Genomic DNA, 16,396 nt, shown 5'->3' with positions numbered 1-16,396 from the left:
AGTATAATGGATGTGATGCCGATGTCATTGAGTATGACCGGATACGGTCAAGCCATCCTTCATTATGAGGGCTATAAAGTGCGCTTGGAATTGAAGTCGGTGAATCACCGCTATTGCGAAGTGATGATGAGAATTCCGCGCGAATGGACTCGTTACGAAGATGGCTTGAGAAGAACGGTTCAACAGCAGATTAAACGCGGTCGTATCGATGTCTTCATCCACAGAGAACGTGATGAAGAACAGATGCCCGCCGCGCGGTTGAATGACACTGTGGTGCAGGCTTACCTGCATGCAGCGGAGCAGCTGGCGGATCGTTATGGAGTAAAAGGAACGTTAGGGATAAGCGATATTCTTGCTTTGCCTGACGTTCTGGGTGAGCCTGGAGAGGCTTGCCATGGAGACGAAGAGGACTGGGAAGAGCAACTACAGCGAGCTTTGAATGAAGCTTTGCAAGGTTTACTGGAGATGAGAAGGCGAGAAGGCGGGCATTTGGCGCAAGATGTGGAATCCCGTATTTTACGTCTGGAATCCCTGCATCATGAAATGACGGTGCTGGCTCCTCATGTTGTGAGCGACTACCGTAACAGGCTGAAACACAGGCTTAAAGAGCTTCAGGACGGTTCATTTACGCTTGATGAACATAAGTTCGGAATGGAGATTGCGTTATTCGCGGATCGCAGCAATATTGATGAGGAACTTACCCGGCTTCAAAGTCACTTTGGGCAGTGCAAGGGGTTGCTGCTGTCGGACGAGCCGGCCGGTCGCAAATTAGATTTTTTAATCCAGGAAATGAACAGGGAAGTCAACACGATCGGCTCCAAGGCTAATCATCTCACATTGGTTAATTTGGTCGTTGAGATGAAAGCAGAGCTCGAGAAAATTCGTGAGCAGGCTGCAAATATTGAGTAGCTACCTGGTAGCGGCACGGCTGCAAGAGTCACATGTATAGGGGGAAAGACCTGAATATGGCAATCAAATTGATCAATATTGGTTTCGGCAATATCGTGTCGGCCAACCGAATTATCTCCATCGTCAGTCCGGAGTCTGCTCCGATCAAGCGGATTATACAGGAAGCCAGGGACCGTCATATGCTAATTGATGCTACCTATGGCCGCCGGACGCGGGCTGTTATTATTACAGACAGTGATCATGTAATCCTGTCTGCGGTGCAGCCGGAGACGGTCGCTCATCGCCTATCCACTAAAGATGATGACAATGACGAATAAAAATGGAGTGTACTATGGCTAAGGGATTATTATTTGTAATATCCGGACCTTCGGGTGTCGGTAAAGGGACGGTAGGCAACGCATTGCGTGACAAGCTACCAGAGATAACATACTCCGTTTCTGCTACAACTCGAACACCTCGTTCAGGTGAACAGGATGGAGTGACCTACTTTTTTAAAACGCGTGAAGAATTTTTGGGTATGATTGAACGAGACGAAATGCTGGAGTATGCTGAGTATGTAGGAAACTATTATGGTACTCCACGTGATTTTGTAGATCAGACGCTTGCGCAAGGAAAAGATATTTTTCTGGAGATTGAAGTTCAGGGAGCCTTAAAGGTTAAAGAAAAATTCCCAGAAGGCATATTCATTTTTCTGCTTCCGCCTTCGCTAGACGAATTAAAGGATAGAATCCGGGGACGGGGCACAGAAACTCAAGCGACCATAGACCACCGTATGTCGGTAGCTGTGGATGAAATGAATTTGTTACGTCACTATGATTATGCGGTCGTCAATGATGAGATTGATTTCGCTTGTAAACGAATAGAATCCATTATTATCGCCGAACATTGTAAGGTTCATCCTTAAACGAGGGCTTTACATATGCCAAGCGTACCTAAAGAGAAATAATACTGTATAAGCTGAGCTTGAAGGTGTACACTGGAGTTCAGCTTATACAGTCCCAAAACTACATGAAGAGGTGTCTATTCGTGCTGTATCCTTCCATTGATGAAATGATGAAAAAGGCAGATAGTAAGTATTCGTTGGTTGTAGCGGCTTCACGCCGTGCCAGACAGTTGCGCGAGGGTGAAAAGACGACTCTCAAGAATCCTAAATCCCACAAACAGGTTGGAGTGGCGTTGGAAGAGATTTACGCAGATCATCTGCGTCTTGAAAGCGGCGAAGACGAGTAAGAATTATACACAACTATTATAACCGGGCGCAATGCCAATTCCTTTGACAACCGCAAGGTTGTTATTTTTTTAGGTCAGGGGGAGTTAACGATGTTGAAGGGGAAAGTTATTATTCTTGGTATAACTGGCGGAATTGCTGCTTACAAAGGGGCTGCGCTGTGCAGCAGGTTGACGCAAAAGGGAGCCGATGTTCATGTGATTATGACGGCCTCTGCCAAGGAGTTTATTACCGAACTTACGTTGCAGTCGCTCTCTCGTAATCCGGTGTACAGTGACACATTTGATGAAAGAGAGCCGTCAGTCGTATCCCATATTCATCTGGCGGATGCGGCTGATTTGGTGCTTGTTGCTCCTGCAACTGCGAATATTATCGGGAAAATGGCGCATGGTCTAGCTGATGATATGCTGTCTACAACGCTGCTGGCTACAACAGCGCCTATTATGGTGGCCCCTGCGATGAACGTACATATGTACACTCATCCGGCAGTCATGCAAAATATGGAGACGCTTGTATCACGTGGCGTGAAGATGATTGAGCCTGGTGAAGGATTACTGGCTTGCGGTTACGTTGGCAAAGGACGTTTGGAAGAGCCGGACACAATTGTGCAAACCATAGAGCGCTTTTTTGATCAGCAAGCTCAGGAACAAGAAACCAACATCAAGTCTGAACCACGATGGTTTGGTGGCGAATCTATGGAGGCTCAAGTGCCTGAGTCACTTGTGAATGAGAATGAATCGGTGCTTTCAGGCAAAAAAATCATTGTAACGGCTGGAGGCACGATCGAGCGAATTGATCCAGTGCGTTATATCACAAATGATTCATCTGGCAAAATGGGCTTTGCTCTTGCAAAAGTGGCTCAGGAGATGGGGGCAGAGGTGCACTTGATTGCTGCCAATACTAGTGCGGAACCGCCTGCTGGTATTATGCTTGAAAGAGTCCAGTCAGCTGAAGACATGTACGCCGCTGTATTAAAACAATGGGAAACAAGCGATATGGTCGTTATGGCTGCTGCAGTTGCAGATTATCGACCACGTGAGATAGCACAGACCAAGATCAAGAAAAAAGATAGTGTATTTACACTAGAGCTAGTGAAGAACGTCGATATTCTAGAATCACTCGGGCGGAGTAAGAAACATCAATTTTTAATTGGCTTTGCAGCTGAAACCGAACATTTGGAGACGTATGCGATAGATAAATTAGAACGTAAAAATTGTGATTTGATCGCGGCAAACGATGTAACTGTGAATGGTGCTGGTTTTGGCGTCGATACGAATGCTGTTCAAATTTATGACCGAAGCGGGATCGTAGAGCGTATTCCTGTACAGTCAAAGGAAGAAGTTGCGCGTAAGTTGCTTACTATAGCTGCGGGACGCATGGGTGGGGTGCTGCATTAATGGAGACGGGCAATTTAGTTGCCAAGGTCATTGTCGATGTACCTGCCAAGGATACGGACCGCACCTTCGATTATCTGATACCAGACTCAATGAGACCTTGGATTGAGCCGGGTAGCCGGGTAGCTGTGCCATTTGGCAAGCGGACGGTGCAGGCTTTTGTCATCTCGGTAGTCCCAGCTGATGATCCACCGAAATACAGGATGAGAGCGATCCAAGAGTTACTGGATTTGGTACCACCCTTATCTGCTGACCTGGTCGAACTGGGCAAATGGATGAGCGAACGTTATGCTTGTAATCAAATTATGGCACTGCAAGTGATGATTCCTACCGCGCTCAAGGGGAAAGCAGAACGTTATATCTCAATTGCGGAGCAGCATGAGTTAACGCATCCACAGCGTACTATACAACCGAATCAGGGCGATGAACACGAATGGGCACTTCTGACCGACGATGGTATGAGTGATCCGACGGAACGTCGGATTGTTAGCTTCATTCAGGAGAAGGAGCAAGTCCCATTGCAGCAACTCAGTCGACGTTTCCCTGAGGAAGCAGAGGTTATTAAATCACTGTTACGCCGGGGTGTGCTTCAGGAAAGTCAAGTTATTAAAGACAAACTTGGCAAAAAGACCATGAAATCCGTTGATCTGGCTATCGGCATAGACGAGGCATCAACGGCGCTGGAGCAATTTTCTGCGAAAGCGCAGCGTCAGCGGGAGGTACTTGCTTTTTTGCTGGAACGTAGCGAGTTTCTGCCTCTGTCGCTGAAGGAAGTCATGACCTCACTGAGTGTGTCTGCTGCAACGGTTAAGGCGCTGGAAGATAAGGGTTATGTGTTGCTGGAGGATGTCGAAGTGTTCCGCGACCCGTACCGGGGCAGACACTTCAAGCCTACAGAGCCACTCCCTCTCACAGCAGAGCAGCAGTCGGTATATGAACGGATTATTCGCCAACTGGATACGCGTGAGCAGGGAGCTTATTTGTTGCATGGAGTCACAGGGAGCGGTAAGACGGAAATCTATCTGCAGACGATTCAGCGTTGTATTGAGCAGAATCGGCAGGCCATTGTGCTGGTACCTGAAATATCGTTAACCCCACAAATGGTTGAGCGTTTTAAAGGCCGGTTTGGCGATCAGGTAGCAGTGATGCACAGTAGGTTGTCCGGGGGAGAACGGTACGATGAGTGGCGCAAAATACGCGAAGGCCGTGTGAAAGTGGCGATTGGTGCTCGCTCGGCAGTATTTGCGCCTTTTCGTGAGTTAGGTCTCATTATTATGGATGAGGAGCACGAAACGTCCTATAAGCAGGAAGAGACACCTAAATACCATGCACGTGATGTTGCCATTCGCAGAGCCCATCAGCATGGGGCTGTCGTTATTCTCGGCTCTGCTACACCGTCGCTGGAAAGCTACTATGCGGCTCGCTCACAAAGCAACGACGAGTTTGCTCCGTTACTGCTTGAAATGCCAACTCGCGCATTGGGGAACATGTTACCCGAGGTACATATCATGGATATGCGTGAGGAACTGCGTGCTGGCAACCGCTCTATGTTCAGCCGTGCGTTGCATAATGGAATTGCAGAGCGGTTAGAGCGTAAGGAGCAGACGGTACTCCTGTTGAATCGGCGTGGGCACTCCACGTTCGTCATGTGCCGTAGCTGTGGCTATGTCGCGGGTTGTCCACATTGTGATATTTCGCTTACGTATCATCAGCGGTCGAACAATTTACGTTGCCATTACTGTGGTTATTCCGAGCCTGTGCCTCAGACTTGCCCTGAGTGCGGTAGTGAGCATATTCGCTATTTCGGTACAGGTACCCAGCGAGTGGAAGAAGAACTGGCGAAGCTATTCCCCGGTATACGTGTTGTTCGAATGGATGTTGATACAACGACAGAAAAAAATGCCCACGAAAAGCTTCTCAAGCAATTTCGTGATAAAAAAGCGGACGTGCTGCTCGGTACTCAAATGGTTGCCAAAGGCCTGGACTTTCCCGATGTGACACTGGTTGGTGTCATTACTGCGGATTCGGCTCTCAATTTACCGGATTTTCGGGCTGCGGAAAAGACATTTCAGCTGTTAACACAAGTAGCTGGACGGGCTGGGAGACATCAATTGCCAGGGGAAGTATTCGTACAAACCTATACTCCAGAGCATTATTCGGTGATTCACGCAAGTCGCCATGATTATGCTTCTTTCGTGAGGGAAGAATTGAAACACCGTCGCAATTTGCACTATCCACCATATTGTCGTCTTATTTTGGTGACCTTTTCTCATGAACAGCTCCCAGTGCTGGTTCGACTGGCTGAGAATTATTCAGCAACACTACAGGGACGGGCCAGACAACGGGGCTGGTTCGGGAATATGGATCGTCTTACATCGGATGTACTCGACATTTTGGGGCCAGTAGCTTCACCCATTTCGAGAATCAAGAATAGATACCGATTTCAATGTATGATAAAATGGCGTGGAAATATCGATGCGATTAGTTTGGCTCAGCAAGTAGCTGATGAAATGGCCGAATCCGCACAGGCACAAAAGTTGCTGATTAGTCTGGATGTTGATCCGCAAATGCTTATGTAGAGTGTTGCCACAAAAGTTATTATCACAATTAATGCGGACAAGCCGTCCGTACATAGGATAATGTAGCAGTCGCGTTTGTGATGAATACAGTTAAGCCTAAATGAAGCATAAAGAGGAAGGTGTTCTGTTGTCATGTCAATTAGAATTATAGTGTTGGAGCCGGATGACGTATTGCACAAAGTAGCAAAGGAAGTCACTAAAATTACGCCTAATGTGCAAAAGCTGCTCGACGATATGGCAGATACGATGTATGAAGCGGAGGGAGTAGGCCTTGCTGCTCCGCAAGTAGGTATTTTGAAACGTCTCATCGTTGTAGATGCTGGAGATGAGCATGGATTGATTAAAATGATCAATCCAGAAATTGTGGCCGAAGAAGGGGAGGAATTGGGTCCTGAAGGCTGCCTGAGTATACCAGGGTTGAATGGGGATGTGCGTCGTGCCGAGAAGGTTACAGTCAAGGGACTGGACCGCGAGGGTAAGGCCATTACCGTTACAGCGACTGGATTGCTCTCTCGTGCTTTTCAGCATGAAATTGACCATTTAAATGGAATTTTGTTCACGGATATTGCAGAAAAAGTATATGAGGTTGCGCTGGAACAGCCAGGACCGAACCGTCAGATAGGAGAGTGAGGTTCGATGACTCAAGACATTCGTATTATCTTTATGGGTACGCCTGAGTTTGCAGTGCCATCGCTGAACATGTTACTGGACAACGGTTATAACGTGGTCGGTGTGATTACACAGCCCGATAAGCCACAGGGACGGAAAAAAATATTGACACCTACACCAGTCAAGGAAGCAGCAGAGAAACGCGGATTACCTGTGCTGCAACCGACTCGCCTGCGCCAACCAGAAGCGGTGGCTCAGGTGGCGGAGCTGCGTCCTGATCTGATCGTAACCGCAGCTTATGGGCAAATTTTGCCTAAGTCCATACTAGACCTGCCTCGGTTCGGCTGTCTGAATGTGCATGGTTCGCTACTTCCCCGTTATCGGGGAGGTGCACCGATCCAGCGTGCAATTATTAACGGTGAAACCGTGACGGGTGTGACGCTGATGTATATGGCGGAAGGATTGGACACTGGCGATATGATATCGCGAGTTGAGGTTGCTATAGAGCCGGAGGATACCTCCGGTACGATTTTTGAGAAGCTAAGCGTAGCTGGGGCAAAGCTTTTGCAGGACGAGCTGCCTAAGTTGCTGACAGGGCAATCAGACCGTACGCCGCAAAACGAGGACGAGGCAACTTATGCCCCGAACCTGAACCGCGACGATGAGCGTATTTCGTGGAGTGACAATGCACAGCAGATATACAACCGGATTCGCGGCCTTGTTCCTTTTTCCGGCGCGTTTACGCTTTGGGAGGGAAATGTTTTTAAAATATGGGCTGCTGAGCAGCCTTTCATAAATAATGAAGTGAGTGGCTCAAATGCTCCAGTACCCGGGACGGTTCTTCAATTGACCGCTCGTGGCATTGAGGTGCAGACAGGCGAAGGAACTCTCTGGCTGACTCAGGTTCAACCGGCTGGCAAAAAAGTTATGGATGCCGGAACCTTTGCACGCGGCGGACAGATGAAGCCAGGCATGGTGCTCGGATGAGCGGGAGTCACTCCCGCCAGGGAGGCCAAGGCAAGGGAGTGGGTGCCAGAACCGGCAAGACTCGCAATCAGACGGCGCGGGAAGTTGCACTTGATGTGTTGATTGGTGTGGAGCAAGAGGGTGCGTATAGCAATCTTGAGCTAAATCGTCGGCTTCAGCAGGCAGGTTTATCTGCAAGTGACGCTGGTTTGGCGACGGAACTTGTATACGGTACAGTCGCACGCCGAAATACACTAGATTATTTTTTGAATAAATTTGTTCAAAAAGGAACGGCCAAGCTTCAGGCTTGGGTACGTTCGTTGCTGCGGATGAGTGTTTATCAGGTGGTGTATCTGGATCGAGTTCCGGATCATGCAGTCGTTAGTGAAGCGGTGACCATTGCCAAGCGGCGTGGGCATCAGGGGATTTCCGGTATGGTCAACGGTGTGCTCCGCAGCATGCTACGTGAGCCGGACAAGCTGCGTATTCCTGACGATTTGTCACCGGAGGAACGGATTTCATTAGAACATTCCCATCCACAGTGGCTGGTTAAGCGCTGGATTAAGCAATACGGTGCAGATACTGCTGAGGCCATCTGTCAGGCTAATAATGAACCCCCTGCGGTCAGCGTACGGGTGAATACGACAATGACCAGCCGTGATCAGCTGCTGGACGAGATGCGCTCAAAAGGGCTTGATGCCGTTCCTTCGGCAGTTAGTTCCTATGGGATTGTTGTTCGTAGCGGTGGAAATATGGCGCTTACCTCGTGGTATACGGACGGCTTGCTGTCCGTACAGGATGAAAGCTCCATGCTCGTTGCTGAAGCAGTCGCTCCTGAGCCTGGCATGCTGGTACTGGATTGCTGTGCCGCTCCAGGTGGCAAAACAGCTCATATGGCTGAGCTGATGAAGGATCACGGACGGATAGTTGCGAATGATCTGCATGCCCATAAGCATCAATTAATTCGTGAACAGGCTAATCGACTTGGCCTGGATGCCGTGGAAACAGTTACTGGTGATGCGCTAGAACTGAAGGAACGATATGCTCCAGCTTCTTTTGACCGTATTTTGCTGGATGCGCCATGCTCTGGCTTTGGAGTGATTCGTCGTAAACCGGACCTGCGTTGGAGCAAAACTGCGCAGGATGTTTGCGACATTACACAGCTTCAGCATGAGCTGCTGGATAGTGTGGCGGGACTGTTGAAGCCAGGTGGCATTCTGGTATACAGCACATGCACGATTGAACCGGACGAAAATGAAGGACAATTGACTCAATTTTTAAGCGAACATCCAGAGTATGAATTGGCGGAGGGTCATTCCTTCCCGGACGTGAGCCGCGAAAAGGATAGTATACAGGGAGGCTCGGTACAGCTGTTACCGCAGCATTTCCACAGCGACGGATTTTATATCGCGCGCCTGCGTCGGGTGAAATAGCACGGAAGAGAATTCCAGGCAGCTTTCCACCAGTATTTCCACATTCCGCCGGAACATTTCCGGCGGTTTTTTGCATGAAGACGAAAAATTTTTACCCCCTCAGGGATTTGTGCTAAAATAGGAAGAATGAAAAATACTATCTGCGATCAAACAGAACTTAATGAAGAAGGAACGGGTGCAAACATTGATGAAACCTTTTATATATGATTTAACTCTGGAGGAGCTTCAGGACTGGGCCAAGAACAATGGCGAGCCTGCTTTTCGTGGAGGACAAATTTTTGACTGGCTGTATGTGAAGCGGGTCAATGATTTCAGCGAGATGACGAATTTGTCCAAGGCGCTGAGAGAGAAGCTTGAGGAGCAATTTAGTTTTGTGACGCTTAGTGAAATTACAAAGTTGGAATCGAAGGATGGGACAGTAAAATTCCTGTTCGGCTTGCACGATGATCATGCCATTGAAACGGTCATTATGAGACACAATTACGGAAACAGCATTTGTGTAACAACTCAAGTGGGTTGCCGGATTGGTTGTACTTTCTGTGCTTCGACGCTTGGAGGCCTCAAACGGAACCTGACGGCTGGTGAAATTACTGCACAGGTGGTGCAGGCTCAGAAAATTTTGGATAAAACTAATGAACGAGTGAGCAGCATCGTGATCATGGGCTCGGGCGAGCCTTTTGAAAACTATGAAGCGACCATGACGTTTTTACGTACAATGGTTCATGAAAAAGGTCTGAACATTGGTCAACGTCATATCACAGTGTCGACCAGCGGTATTGTACCGAATATTTATAAATTTGCCGACGAGGATACCCAGATTAATCTGGCAATATCCATTCATGCGCCTAATGATGCGCTTCGTTCAAAGCTGATGCCTGTAAATCGGCGTTATCCCTTTAAGGATGTTATGGATTCTCTACGTTACTATCTTGCTAAGACGGGGCGGAGAATTTCGTTTGAATATGCCCTGATTGGTGGGGTAAACGATCAGGCAGAACATGCTGAAGAGCTAGCGGATGTGTTAAAGGACATGCTGTGTCACGTCAATTTGATTCCAGTCAATCATGTGCCTGAGCGCAAGTATGTACGCACATCACGCAGCGATATTTTTAATTTCCAACGTATTCTTGCCGAAAAAGGCGTCAATGTGACGATTCGGCGTGAACAGGGTCACGATATTGCCGCTGCTTGCGGTCAGTTGCGTGCAAAGCATATGGAGTTGGGGTGAAACCATTTGATCAAAACAGTTCATGTCAGCCATGTCGGACGTGTACGTTCGGTGAATGAGGATTCTGCCTGGATCAGGCACTTGGAGCAAGGCTATATTCTTGGGATTGTTGCCGATGGTATGGGGGGGCATTTGGCCGGTGATACGGCCAGCCGCCTTGCGGTAGAGACACTTGCCGCTGATTTGGCGACGCTGGAGAGCGGATTATCCGCACATTCTTTGACGGCGGCGCTCAGCGACGCTATTTTGCATGCCAATGAAGTCATCTTCCAGACGGCAGCACGCGATGAAAAGTATCATAATATGGGAACGACAGTTGTTGCGGTTTTATTAAACGACGCATCCGGAATTATCGGACATATCGGTGACAGTCGTGCTTATGTCATTTCTAAAGGAGCGGTACGTCAGCTTACAGAAGACCATACTTTGGTTAATGAGCTGTTCAAAAACGGTCAGATCAGTAAGGAAGAACGGGAGAACCATCCTCGTCGCAATGTACTGACACGGGCGCTGGGCACTGATTCCGAGGTGAAAGTGGATATTGACTCCATTGCGCTGGAAAAAGGCGATGTACTGTTACTGTGTAGTGACGGATTAAGCAATTTGGTAACGGAAGAACAAATCAGCAAAGTAGTAGGTGCCGCAGAGAATCCTTTGGAGGAGCGCGCGGATCGCCTGCTACATCTGGCGTTGCTTGCCGGAGGAGACGATAACATTACTGTAGCTTTGTTTGAATTGCCCGACGACACGGTTTCATTGAGTGAAAAGGGGTGTGACGCATGATCGGGCACCTGCTAGGGGGAAGATACGAAATTATTGAGCGTATCGGTGGCGGCGGTATGGCGCTGGTGTATAAGGCTCAAGACATTTTGCTGAATCGCAATGTCGCAGTTAAAGTGTTGCGCCAGCAATTTGTTCATGATGAGGAATTTATTCGCCGATTTCGGCGTGAGGCGCAGTCTGCGGCCTCGCTTTCGCATTCGAATGTGGTCAGTATTTATGATGTCGGCCAAGAGGATGAAATCCATTATATTGTAATGGAGTGCATCGAAGGTAAAAATTTGAATGAGATTATTAAAGAACGTGCGCCATTGCAAGTGGATGAAGCAGTACGGATTGCTTCCCAGATTTGTGATGCGCTGGAGCATGCCCATCAAAATCAGATCATTCACCGAGACATTAAGCCTCATAATATATTAATTGGACGTAATGGACGGGTTAAGGTAACTGATTTTGGGATTGCTAGAGCTGTTACGTCAACGACCATTACCCAGACGGGTTCTGTTGTGGGTTCTGTTCATTATTTTTCACCTGAGCATGCAAAGGGTGTCGTCACCGGCGAAAAATCGGACTTATATTCTTTAGGTATTGTCTTATATCAAATGCTGACGGCGCAGCTCCCTTTCCTGGGAGAAAGTCCAATTAGTGTAGCGCTCAAGCATTTGCAAGAGGAATTTGAGGAACCGCGTAAAATCAATCCGTTGATTCCGCAAAGTGTGGAAAATGTCATTCTAAAATCCATGCGCAAAAATCCAGAAGAGCGTTATCAATCGGCAGACGAAATGCTAAAAGATCTGGAAACCTGTTTGCTGCCGGGACGGCGTAATGAATCCAAGTTGGAGTTTACACATTTGGATGATGAGGATCAAACACGGGTTATTCCGGCTATTAAGCCTCAACAATTAGGGATGTCTTCTAGTGGCGATGATGTACCTGCCCAACCGCGTGAGTCTGAACAGCTTTCGAGCAAGCAATCGTCCAAAAAAAGTAGAAAAAAAGCGATCTTGTGGGTAACACTAGTATTGGTGTTACTTCTGTGCATGGGCGGAGTGGTGTACTATGTGCAAAGTGTACTCGTCGTGCCTGAGGTAAAAGTACCGAGCGTATTGACACAAACAGAAGACCAAGCGAAGGTTAATCTCAGTAAAGCGGGATTACTCATTGAGGAGCCAATCCAGCATGAGTACAAAGAAGGAATCGCGCCTGGAGTTGTATTTTATCAAAGCTATCCTGCAGATTCTTTAGTCAAGGAAGGAACCAAGATTAGTCTGAAAGTCGGGATTGCCAAGCCGCTCACCCCGATGCCTGATGTCAAAGGCCAAAGCTACGAGAATGCTGTTAAGCTGCTGACCGCCCAGCAAATTAAGGAAACGCAGATTCAGCAAAATGAGCAGTTTAGTGATCAGGCCGCAGGGACTGTCCTTAGTCAGACACCCGCTGCAAATGAGCCATTTGATAAGGATTCAGTCCAGGTTGTGCTCACAGTCAGCAAGGGCGCTGACACTGTTAAAATGCCAAGTCTCGTAGGGAAGACGCAGAATCAAGCGGAAAATGAGGTCAAAAAGGCAGGGCTGAAGGTTGGCTCGATTAAAGAAGAATTTAGCTATGAACAGGAAAAAGGAAGGGTAACCAAACAGTGGCCGTCAGAGGCAGGCAGTGAGTTGCCACCAAATACGGAAATTACGTTTTATGTAAGCACTGGTTATCCACCAGAAGCGATTACGCTGCCATTTAATGTGCCTGTTGCGCCGAAGGAAGAGGGTAAAAACAGCAAAATTCGTATCACTTATACGGATGCACGTGGAGAAAATCAGGAATGGGGAAGCCGTACAATTAATACGACACAGGTGTTCACTATCAACCTGTTAATGGCTCCGAACAAAGACAGTGTTGTCTCAGTATTTAGAGATGGTGACTTTATTGATACGTATCCAGTCTCTTATATTGAGGCGAAAAATGGAACGGTGACGATGCCTCAAATTGCTCCGCCTGCCGGAACTTCACCAACGGATACACCTGATGGTACTTCCTCGCAGAATGGAAGTGGAAACGGCGAGGAAGGTGATAGCGGGGGATCTTCTAATGGTAGTGGTAATAGTGGGGGCGACTCGAACAATCAGGAGGGCACAGGAGGTAATGGTGACCCTTCCGCCTTTGTTCCTGGAACGAATTCCACGGGGGGTACGCGCAGTGAGTTGGCGGTTAGTCATAAAAACAACCCAGGCCACGCTTCCCACAAAAAGAAGGAAAAAGTGATTGAGGCTGTTCAGCATCAGTAAACTTGCAATAGGAAGATGCTCAACCTGTTATACGCAATGAAACTTGAACATTATGAAGGAGGACATCTTACACATGCCTGAAGGTCTGATCGTCAAGGCGCTTAGCGGATATTATTATGTCTCCAGCCTGGATCAGGATGGGCGTCCGGTATCTGGCGAAGCTACGGTACAATGCAGAGCACGCGGCATTTTTAAGAAAAAAGAGATTACGCCTCTTGTCGGTGATCGGGTCGTTTACGAACTGACTGAGAACGGGGAAGGTATGGTCGAGGAGATTAGGAAGCGTACGACAGAGCTAATTCGTCCTCCGGTAGCTAATACCACGCTTGCCGTGCTACTGTTTTCCTTGCGTGAGCCGGATTTAAACCTGCCTTTACTGGACAAATTTTTAGTCCATATTGAGCACGCCGGGTTGGATACGATTATCTGTCTGACTAAGCGCGATTTGTATGAAGGCAGCCCTTCAGAGGATGACACCGTGCTGGCCGTTCAGGAAATGTACCGGAAGATCGGTTATGAGGTGCTGGTAACCAGTGCCCGTACCGGAGAAGGGACGGCTGAGCTTAAGAAGCTGTTGGCTGGTCAAATCAGCGTGTTTTCCGGGCAGTCAGGTGTAGGAAAGTCTTCCATGCTTAATGCTCTGGAGCCTGGGTTAACGCTGGAGACGAGCGCCATAAGCAATAAGCTGGGCCGAGGAAAACATACAACTCGTCATGTGGAGCTGATTCCTCTAGACAACGGAGGGTTTGTAGCAGATACACCAGGGTTTAGCCAGCTGGATTTTCTGGAGTTAGGTGTGGATGAGTTATCTCCCTGTTTTCGTGAATTCCAGCAGTATGCGGAAGGATGTAAATTCCGGGGGTGTACCCATATTCACGAGCCTAGCTGTAAAGTAAGAGAGGCCCTGGAAGAAGGCCATATTTCACAGGGAAGATATGATAGCTATTTGCAGTTCTATCAGGAATTAAAAGAAAAAAAGCGGAGGTACTGAGTATATGTTAAAAATAGCACCGTCGATTTTATCCGCTGATTTTGCTCGCTTGGGCAGTGAAGTTGCGGAAGCTGAGGCAGGAGGGGCAGACTGGATTCATGTGGATGTAATGGATGGACATTTTGTATCCAATATTACACTGGGCCCACCTATCGTTCAGGCTATTCGTCCGCATACGACTCTTCCCTTGGATGTTCATCTGATGATTGAGCATCCTGAACGCTATATTGGCGATTTCGTAAAAGCAGGAGCCAATATCATCACTGTTCATGCTGAGGCTTGTGTTCATTTGCATGGTGTCCTTCACTTGATCAAGCAGCAAGGCGCTCTGGCTGGAGTGGCTCTCAATCCGGGTACTTCACCATACGCGATCAAGGAAGTGCTGCCAAATGTGGATATGATTCTGGTGATGACGGTCAATCCTGGCTTTGGAGGTCAGTCCTTCATTCCAGAGACGTTAAATAAAATCAGACAAATCCGTGCTTGGCTGAACGAATTGGGTCGTCCAGACGTACATATCGAGGTAGACGGAGGTATTGCGGAGGAGACGGCACCAGCCGTATTTGAAGCGGGGGCTGACGTGTTGGTGGCTGGTAGTGCGGTATTCGGCAGAGCAGACCGCGCAGCGGCTATTGCTGCGATTCGGGACAGTGCAGCTCGTTTGTCCAAGTGAAGCTGACTGAAGCATTGTGGATGACTGTAGCGAGCATGGCGACGGGGTTGACCCTTAGCTGTTTCTCGCTAGTGAAGGCTCCTTGGAATGCCGTTCTTTCGCTTTTGGCTGTTCTAATTGTACTGTTTTATTTTCGAAAAAATGAACGGCGTGGTTTACGAATAGGTTTTGTGGTGTGCAGCGTACTTTATTATATCCTGTTTATTTTCATACTCTCAGCATATCTCTATGTTCGCGGACTTGTCTGATGGTATAGCCTGGGATGGTTGCGCATAAATATGGTTACATGAGCGGGATTCTCATGTAGCCTTTTTTTGTGGGGCAACAACCCTTGACAGGTTGCATAAACTACAGAGAACGGATGCAGGAGGATGATGGGGAGGGTGAGGCATGAAGTTTTACACAATCAAGCTGCCAAAATTTCTGGGTGGATTCGTTAAAGCCATTTTGAATACATTCCAGAAAAACTGAATTCAACGTAATGTAAACACAGGATGTAGGATGAAAGCTGGAGGTACACAGTACACAGGGCACGCTTCCCGGGCACAACAGATAGGTAGCTCGGCAGTAAAAGATAGGAACGCACGGGAAGGTGCCTGACATTTTGTTCTCCTGAACCAGATGGATATTACTTTTCGAATAACCAAAAAAGCACCCGTTTAAAACGAGGTGCCTTTTGTTTATAACGATATTTTTTTACGACTACACGCGAGTCACTTTACCGGCTTTCAATGCACGAGTGCTGACATAAACGCGTTTCGGTTTACCGTTAACGAGAATGCGAACTTTTTGTACGTTGACGCCCCAAGTACGGCGATTACGGTTGTTAGCGTGAGATACGTGGTTACCGCTGCCAGGCTTTTTGCCTGTTACAGAACATTTACGAGACATGATTCCACCTCCTATTCTGAAAATAACCAAATTCCATACGGAACGGGTCTCTCTTCAGGCCGACTGGGTCAGCCGGACTTTGTAAGTCACTAACCTGAACAAAACAATACTTAAATATAATATCATAGTCAAAAAAGCTCCGTCAACTGATTCAAAAACTTTATTTATTTCTCTTTCGCATTATAGTACAATATGGGATAGTTATTGCTGCGATTATTTTGTATTTAAATGGAATGTGAATTCTTATTCCAGTCATGCCGGCAGTTCAGAGGCGGGACTATAGTCATCATTCCAGCCGATGATTTATTGTTAGGCAGTTGACTGGTTTTTCATTTTATATGACCTGTAGAAGAACGACCAGACGTGAGTACAAAAGTGTGACATTCGTATTCGTCGTCTGGCTTTAGTATAATTCAATTGAACCTGTACGCACAGT

General features: G+C 47.7%; 16 protein-coding genes. 15 read left to right on the top strand and 1 reads right to left on the bottom strand.

Annotated elements, in window-relative coordinates; genetic code table 11:
• The first annotated feature begins 21 nt into the window (after nucleotides 1-21).
• From KAI37_RS16225 to spoVM, 15 genes are all read left to right on the top strand, one after another.
• Nucleotides 22-909, top strand: a complete 888-nt coding sequence (locus tag KAI37_RS16225) for a YicC/YloC family endoribonuclease (protein ID WP_013310895.1) — start codon at nucleotides 22-24, stop codon at nucleotides 907-909.
• Between the two features lie 56 nt (nucleotides 910-965).
• Nucleotides 966-1,226, top strand: coding sequence for an extracellular matrix/biofilm regulator RemA (remA, locus tag KAI37_RS16220; protein WP_005548256.1), 261 nt, complete (start codon nucleotides 966-968; stop codon nucleotides 1,224-1,226).
• A gap of 14 nt (nucleotides 1,227-1,240) precedes the next feature.
• Nucleotides 1,241-1,813 carry a guanylate kinase gene (gmk, locus tag KAI37_RS16215; RefSeq protein ID WP_013310894.1) on the top strand — a complete coding sequence of 191 codons (573 nt, stop codon included), beginning with the start codon at nucleotides 1,241-1,243 and terminating at the stop codon, nucleotides 1,811-1,813.
• A gap of 122 nt (nucleotides 1,814-1,935) precedes the next feature.
• Nucleotides 1,936-2,139, top strand: a complete 204-nt coding sequence (gene rpoZ / locus KAI37_RS16210; RefSeq protein WP_013310893.1) for a DNA-directed RNA polymerase subunit omega — start codon at nucleotides 1,936-1,938, stop codon at nucleotides 2,137-2,139.
• A 90-nt stretch (nucleotides 2,140-2,229) separates the two neighbouring features.
• Nucleotides 2,230-3,534: a bifunctional phosphopantothenoylcysteine decarboxylase/phosphopantothenate--cysteine ligase CoaBC gene (gene coaBC, locus KAI37_RS16205; RefSeq protein ID WP_220029824.1), complete on the top strand. Its 1,305-nt coding sequence runs from the start codon at nucleotides 2,230-2,232 to the stop codon at nucleotides 3,532-3,534.
• A complete protein-coding gene (priA, locus tag KAI37_RS16200; protein WP_076292976.1) occupies nucleotides 3,534-6,110 on the top strand; it encodes a primosomal protein N' in 2,577 nt (858 codons plus the stop codon). The genes coaBC and priA overlap by 1 nt, the downstream gene beginning before the upstream one ends.
• A 132-nt stretch (nucleotides 6,111-6,242) precedes the next feature.
• Nucleotides 6,243-6,740, top strand: a complete 498-nt coding sequence (gene def, locus KAI37_RS16195) for a peptide deformylase (RefSeq protein WP_013310890.1) — start codon at nucleotides 6,243-6,245, stop codon at nucleotides 6,738-6,740.
• A 6-nt stretch (nucleotides 6,741-6,746) separates the two neighbouring features.
• Nucleotides 6,747-7,706, top strand: a complete 960-nt coding sequence (gene fmt / locus KAI37_RS16190) for a methionyl-tRNA formyltransferase (protein WP_220029823.1) — start codon at nucleotides 6,747-6,749, stop codon at nucleotides 7,704-7,706.
• Entirely contained in the window at nucleotides 7,703-9,118 is a 1,416-nt protein-coding gene (rsmB, locus tag KAI37_RS16185; protein ID WP_071641560.1) for a 16S rRNA (cytosine(967)-C(5))-methyltransferase RsmB, read from the top strand. Before fmt ends, rsmB begins: the two co-directional genes overlap by 4 nt.
• 187 nt (nucleotides 9,119-9,305) lie before the next feature.
• Complete coding sequence (gene rlmN / locus KAI37_RS16180) at nucleotides 9,306-10,346, top strand: dual-specificity RNA methyltransferase RlmN (protein WP_013310887.1); 1,041 nt, start codon at nucleotides 9,306-9,308, stop codon at nucleotides 10,344-10,346.
• A gap of 6 nt (nucleotides 10,347-10,352) precedes the next feature.
• A complete protein-coding gene (locus tag KAI37_RS16175) occupies nucleotides 10,353-11,129 on the top strand; it encodes a Stp1/IreP family PP2C-type Ser/Thr phosphatase (RefSeq protein WP_025723490.1) in 777 nt (258 codons plus the stop codon).
• Nucleotides 11,126-13,405, top strand: a complete 2,280-nt coding sequence (gene pknB / locus KAI37_RS16170) for a Stk1 family PASTA domain-containing Ser/Thr kinase (RefSeq protein WP_071641558.1) — start codon at nucleotides 11,126-11,128, stop codon at nucleotides 13,403-13,405. The genes KAI37_RS16175 and pknB overlap by 4 nt, the downstream gene beginning before the upstream one ends.
• A gap of 73 nt (nucleotides 13,406-13,478) precedes the next feature.
• Nucleotides 13,479-14,396, top strand: a complete 918-nt coding sequence (rsgA, locus tag KAI37_RS16165) for a ribosome small subunit-dependent GTPase A (protein WP_023989300.1) — start codon at nucleotides 13,479-13,481, stop codon at nucleotides 14,394-14,396.
• A 4-nt stretch (nucleotides 14,397-14,400) separates the two neighbouring features.
• Nucleotides 14,401-15,069: a ribulose-phosphate 3-epimerase gene (rpe, locus tag KAI37_RS16160; protein WP_023989299.1), complete on the top strand. Its 669-nt coding sequence runs from the start codon at nucleotides 14,401-14,403 to the stop codon at nucleotides 15,067-15,069.
• Nucleotides 15,070-15,459: 390 nt separating this feature from the next.
• Nucleotides 15,460-15,540: a stage V sporulation protein SpoVM gene (spoVM, locus tag KAI37_RS16155; RefSeq protein ID WP_010345573.1), complete on the top strand. Its 81-nt coding sequence runs from the start codon at nucleotides 15,460-15,462 to the stop codon at nucleotides 15,538-15,540.
• Nucleotides 15,541-15,771: 231 nt separating this feature from the next.
• Here spoVM and rpmB read toward each other — a convergent pair whose 3' ends face one another.
• A complete protein-coding gene (rpmB, locus tag KAI37_RS16150) occupies nucleotides 15,772-15,960 on the bottom strand; it encodes a 50S ribosomal protein L28 (RefSeq protein ID WP_013310881.1) in 189 nt (62 codons plus the stop codon).
• Between the last annotated feature and the right edge of the window lie 436 nt (nucleotides 15,961-16,396).

It is taken from the genome of Paenibacillus sp. S25 (genome assembly GCF_019454085.1).
Classification (GTDB): Bacteria; Bacillota; Bacilli; order Paenibacillales; family Paenibacillaceae; genus Paenibacillus; species Paenibacillus polymyxa_B.
Note: the sequence above shows the minus strand (reverse complement) of the source record. Positions and strands in the feature narration are given on the sequence as shown.

What these genes read in the sequence shown, in the direction of transcription:
- priA (WP_076292976.1), top strand. Translation starts at nt 3,534, where the DNA reads ATGGAGACGGGCAATTTAGTTGCCAAGGTCATTGTCGATGTACCTGCC.
- pknB (WP_071641558.1), top strand. Translation starts at nt 11,126, where the DNA reads ATGATCGGGCACCTGCTAGGGGGAAGATACGAAATTATTGAGCGTATC.
- rlmN (WP_013310887.1), top strand. Translation starts at nt 9,306, where the DNA reads ATGAAACCTTTTATATATGATTTAACTCTGGAGGAGCTTCAGGACTGG.
- spoVM (WP_010345573.1), top strand. Translation starts at nt 15,460, where the DNA reads ATGAAGTTTTACACAATCAAGCTGCCAAAATTTCTGGGTGGATTCGTT.
- fmt (WP_220029823.1), top strand. Translation starts at nt 6,747, where the DNA reads ATGACTCAAGACATTCGTATTATCTTTATGGGTACGCCTGAGTTTGCA.
- remA (WP_005548256.1), top strand. Translation starts at nt 966, where the DNA reads ATGGCAATCAAATTGATCAATATTGGTTTCGGCAATATCGTGTCGGCC.
- gmk (WP_013310894.1), top strand. Translation starts at nt 1,241, where the DNA reads ATGGCTAAGGGATTATTATTTGTAATATCCGGACCTTCGGGTGTCGGT.
- rpe (WP_023989299.1), top strand. Translation starts at nt 14,401, where the DNA reads ATGTTAAAAATAGCACCGTCGATTTTATCCGCTGATTTTGCTCGCTTG.
- rpmB (WP_013310881.1), bottom strand. Translation starts at nt 15,960, where the DNA reads ATGTCTCGTAAATGTTCTGTAACAGGCAAAAAGCCTGGCAGCGGTAAC.
- rsgA (WP_023989300.1), top strand. Translation starts at nt 13,479, where the DNA reads ATGCCTGAAGGTCTGATCGTCAAGGCGCTTAGCGGATATTATTATGTC.
- def (WP_013310890.1), top strand. Translation starts at nt 6,243, where the DNA reads ATGTCAATTAGAATTATAGTGTTGGAGCCGGATGACGTATTGCACAAA.
- coaBC (WP_220029824.1), top strand. Translation starts at nt 2,230, where the DNA reads ATGTTGAAGGGGAAAGTTATTATTCTTGGTATAACTGGCGGAATTGCT.
- rsmB (WP_071641560.1), top strand. Translation starts at nt 7,703, where the DNA reads ATGAGCGGGAGTCACTCCCGCCAGGGAGGCCAAGGCAAGGGAGTGGGT.
- KAI37_RS16225 (WP_013310895.1), top strand. Translation starts at nt 22, where the DNA reads ATGTCATTGAGTATGACCGGATACGGTCAAGCCATCCTTCATTATGAG.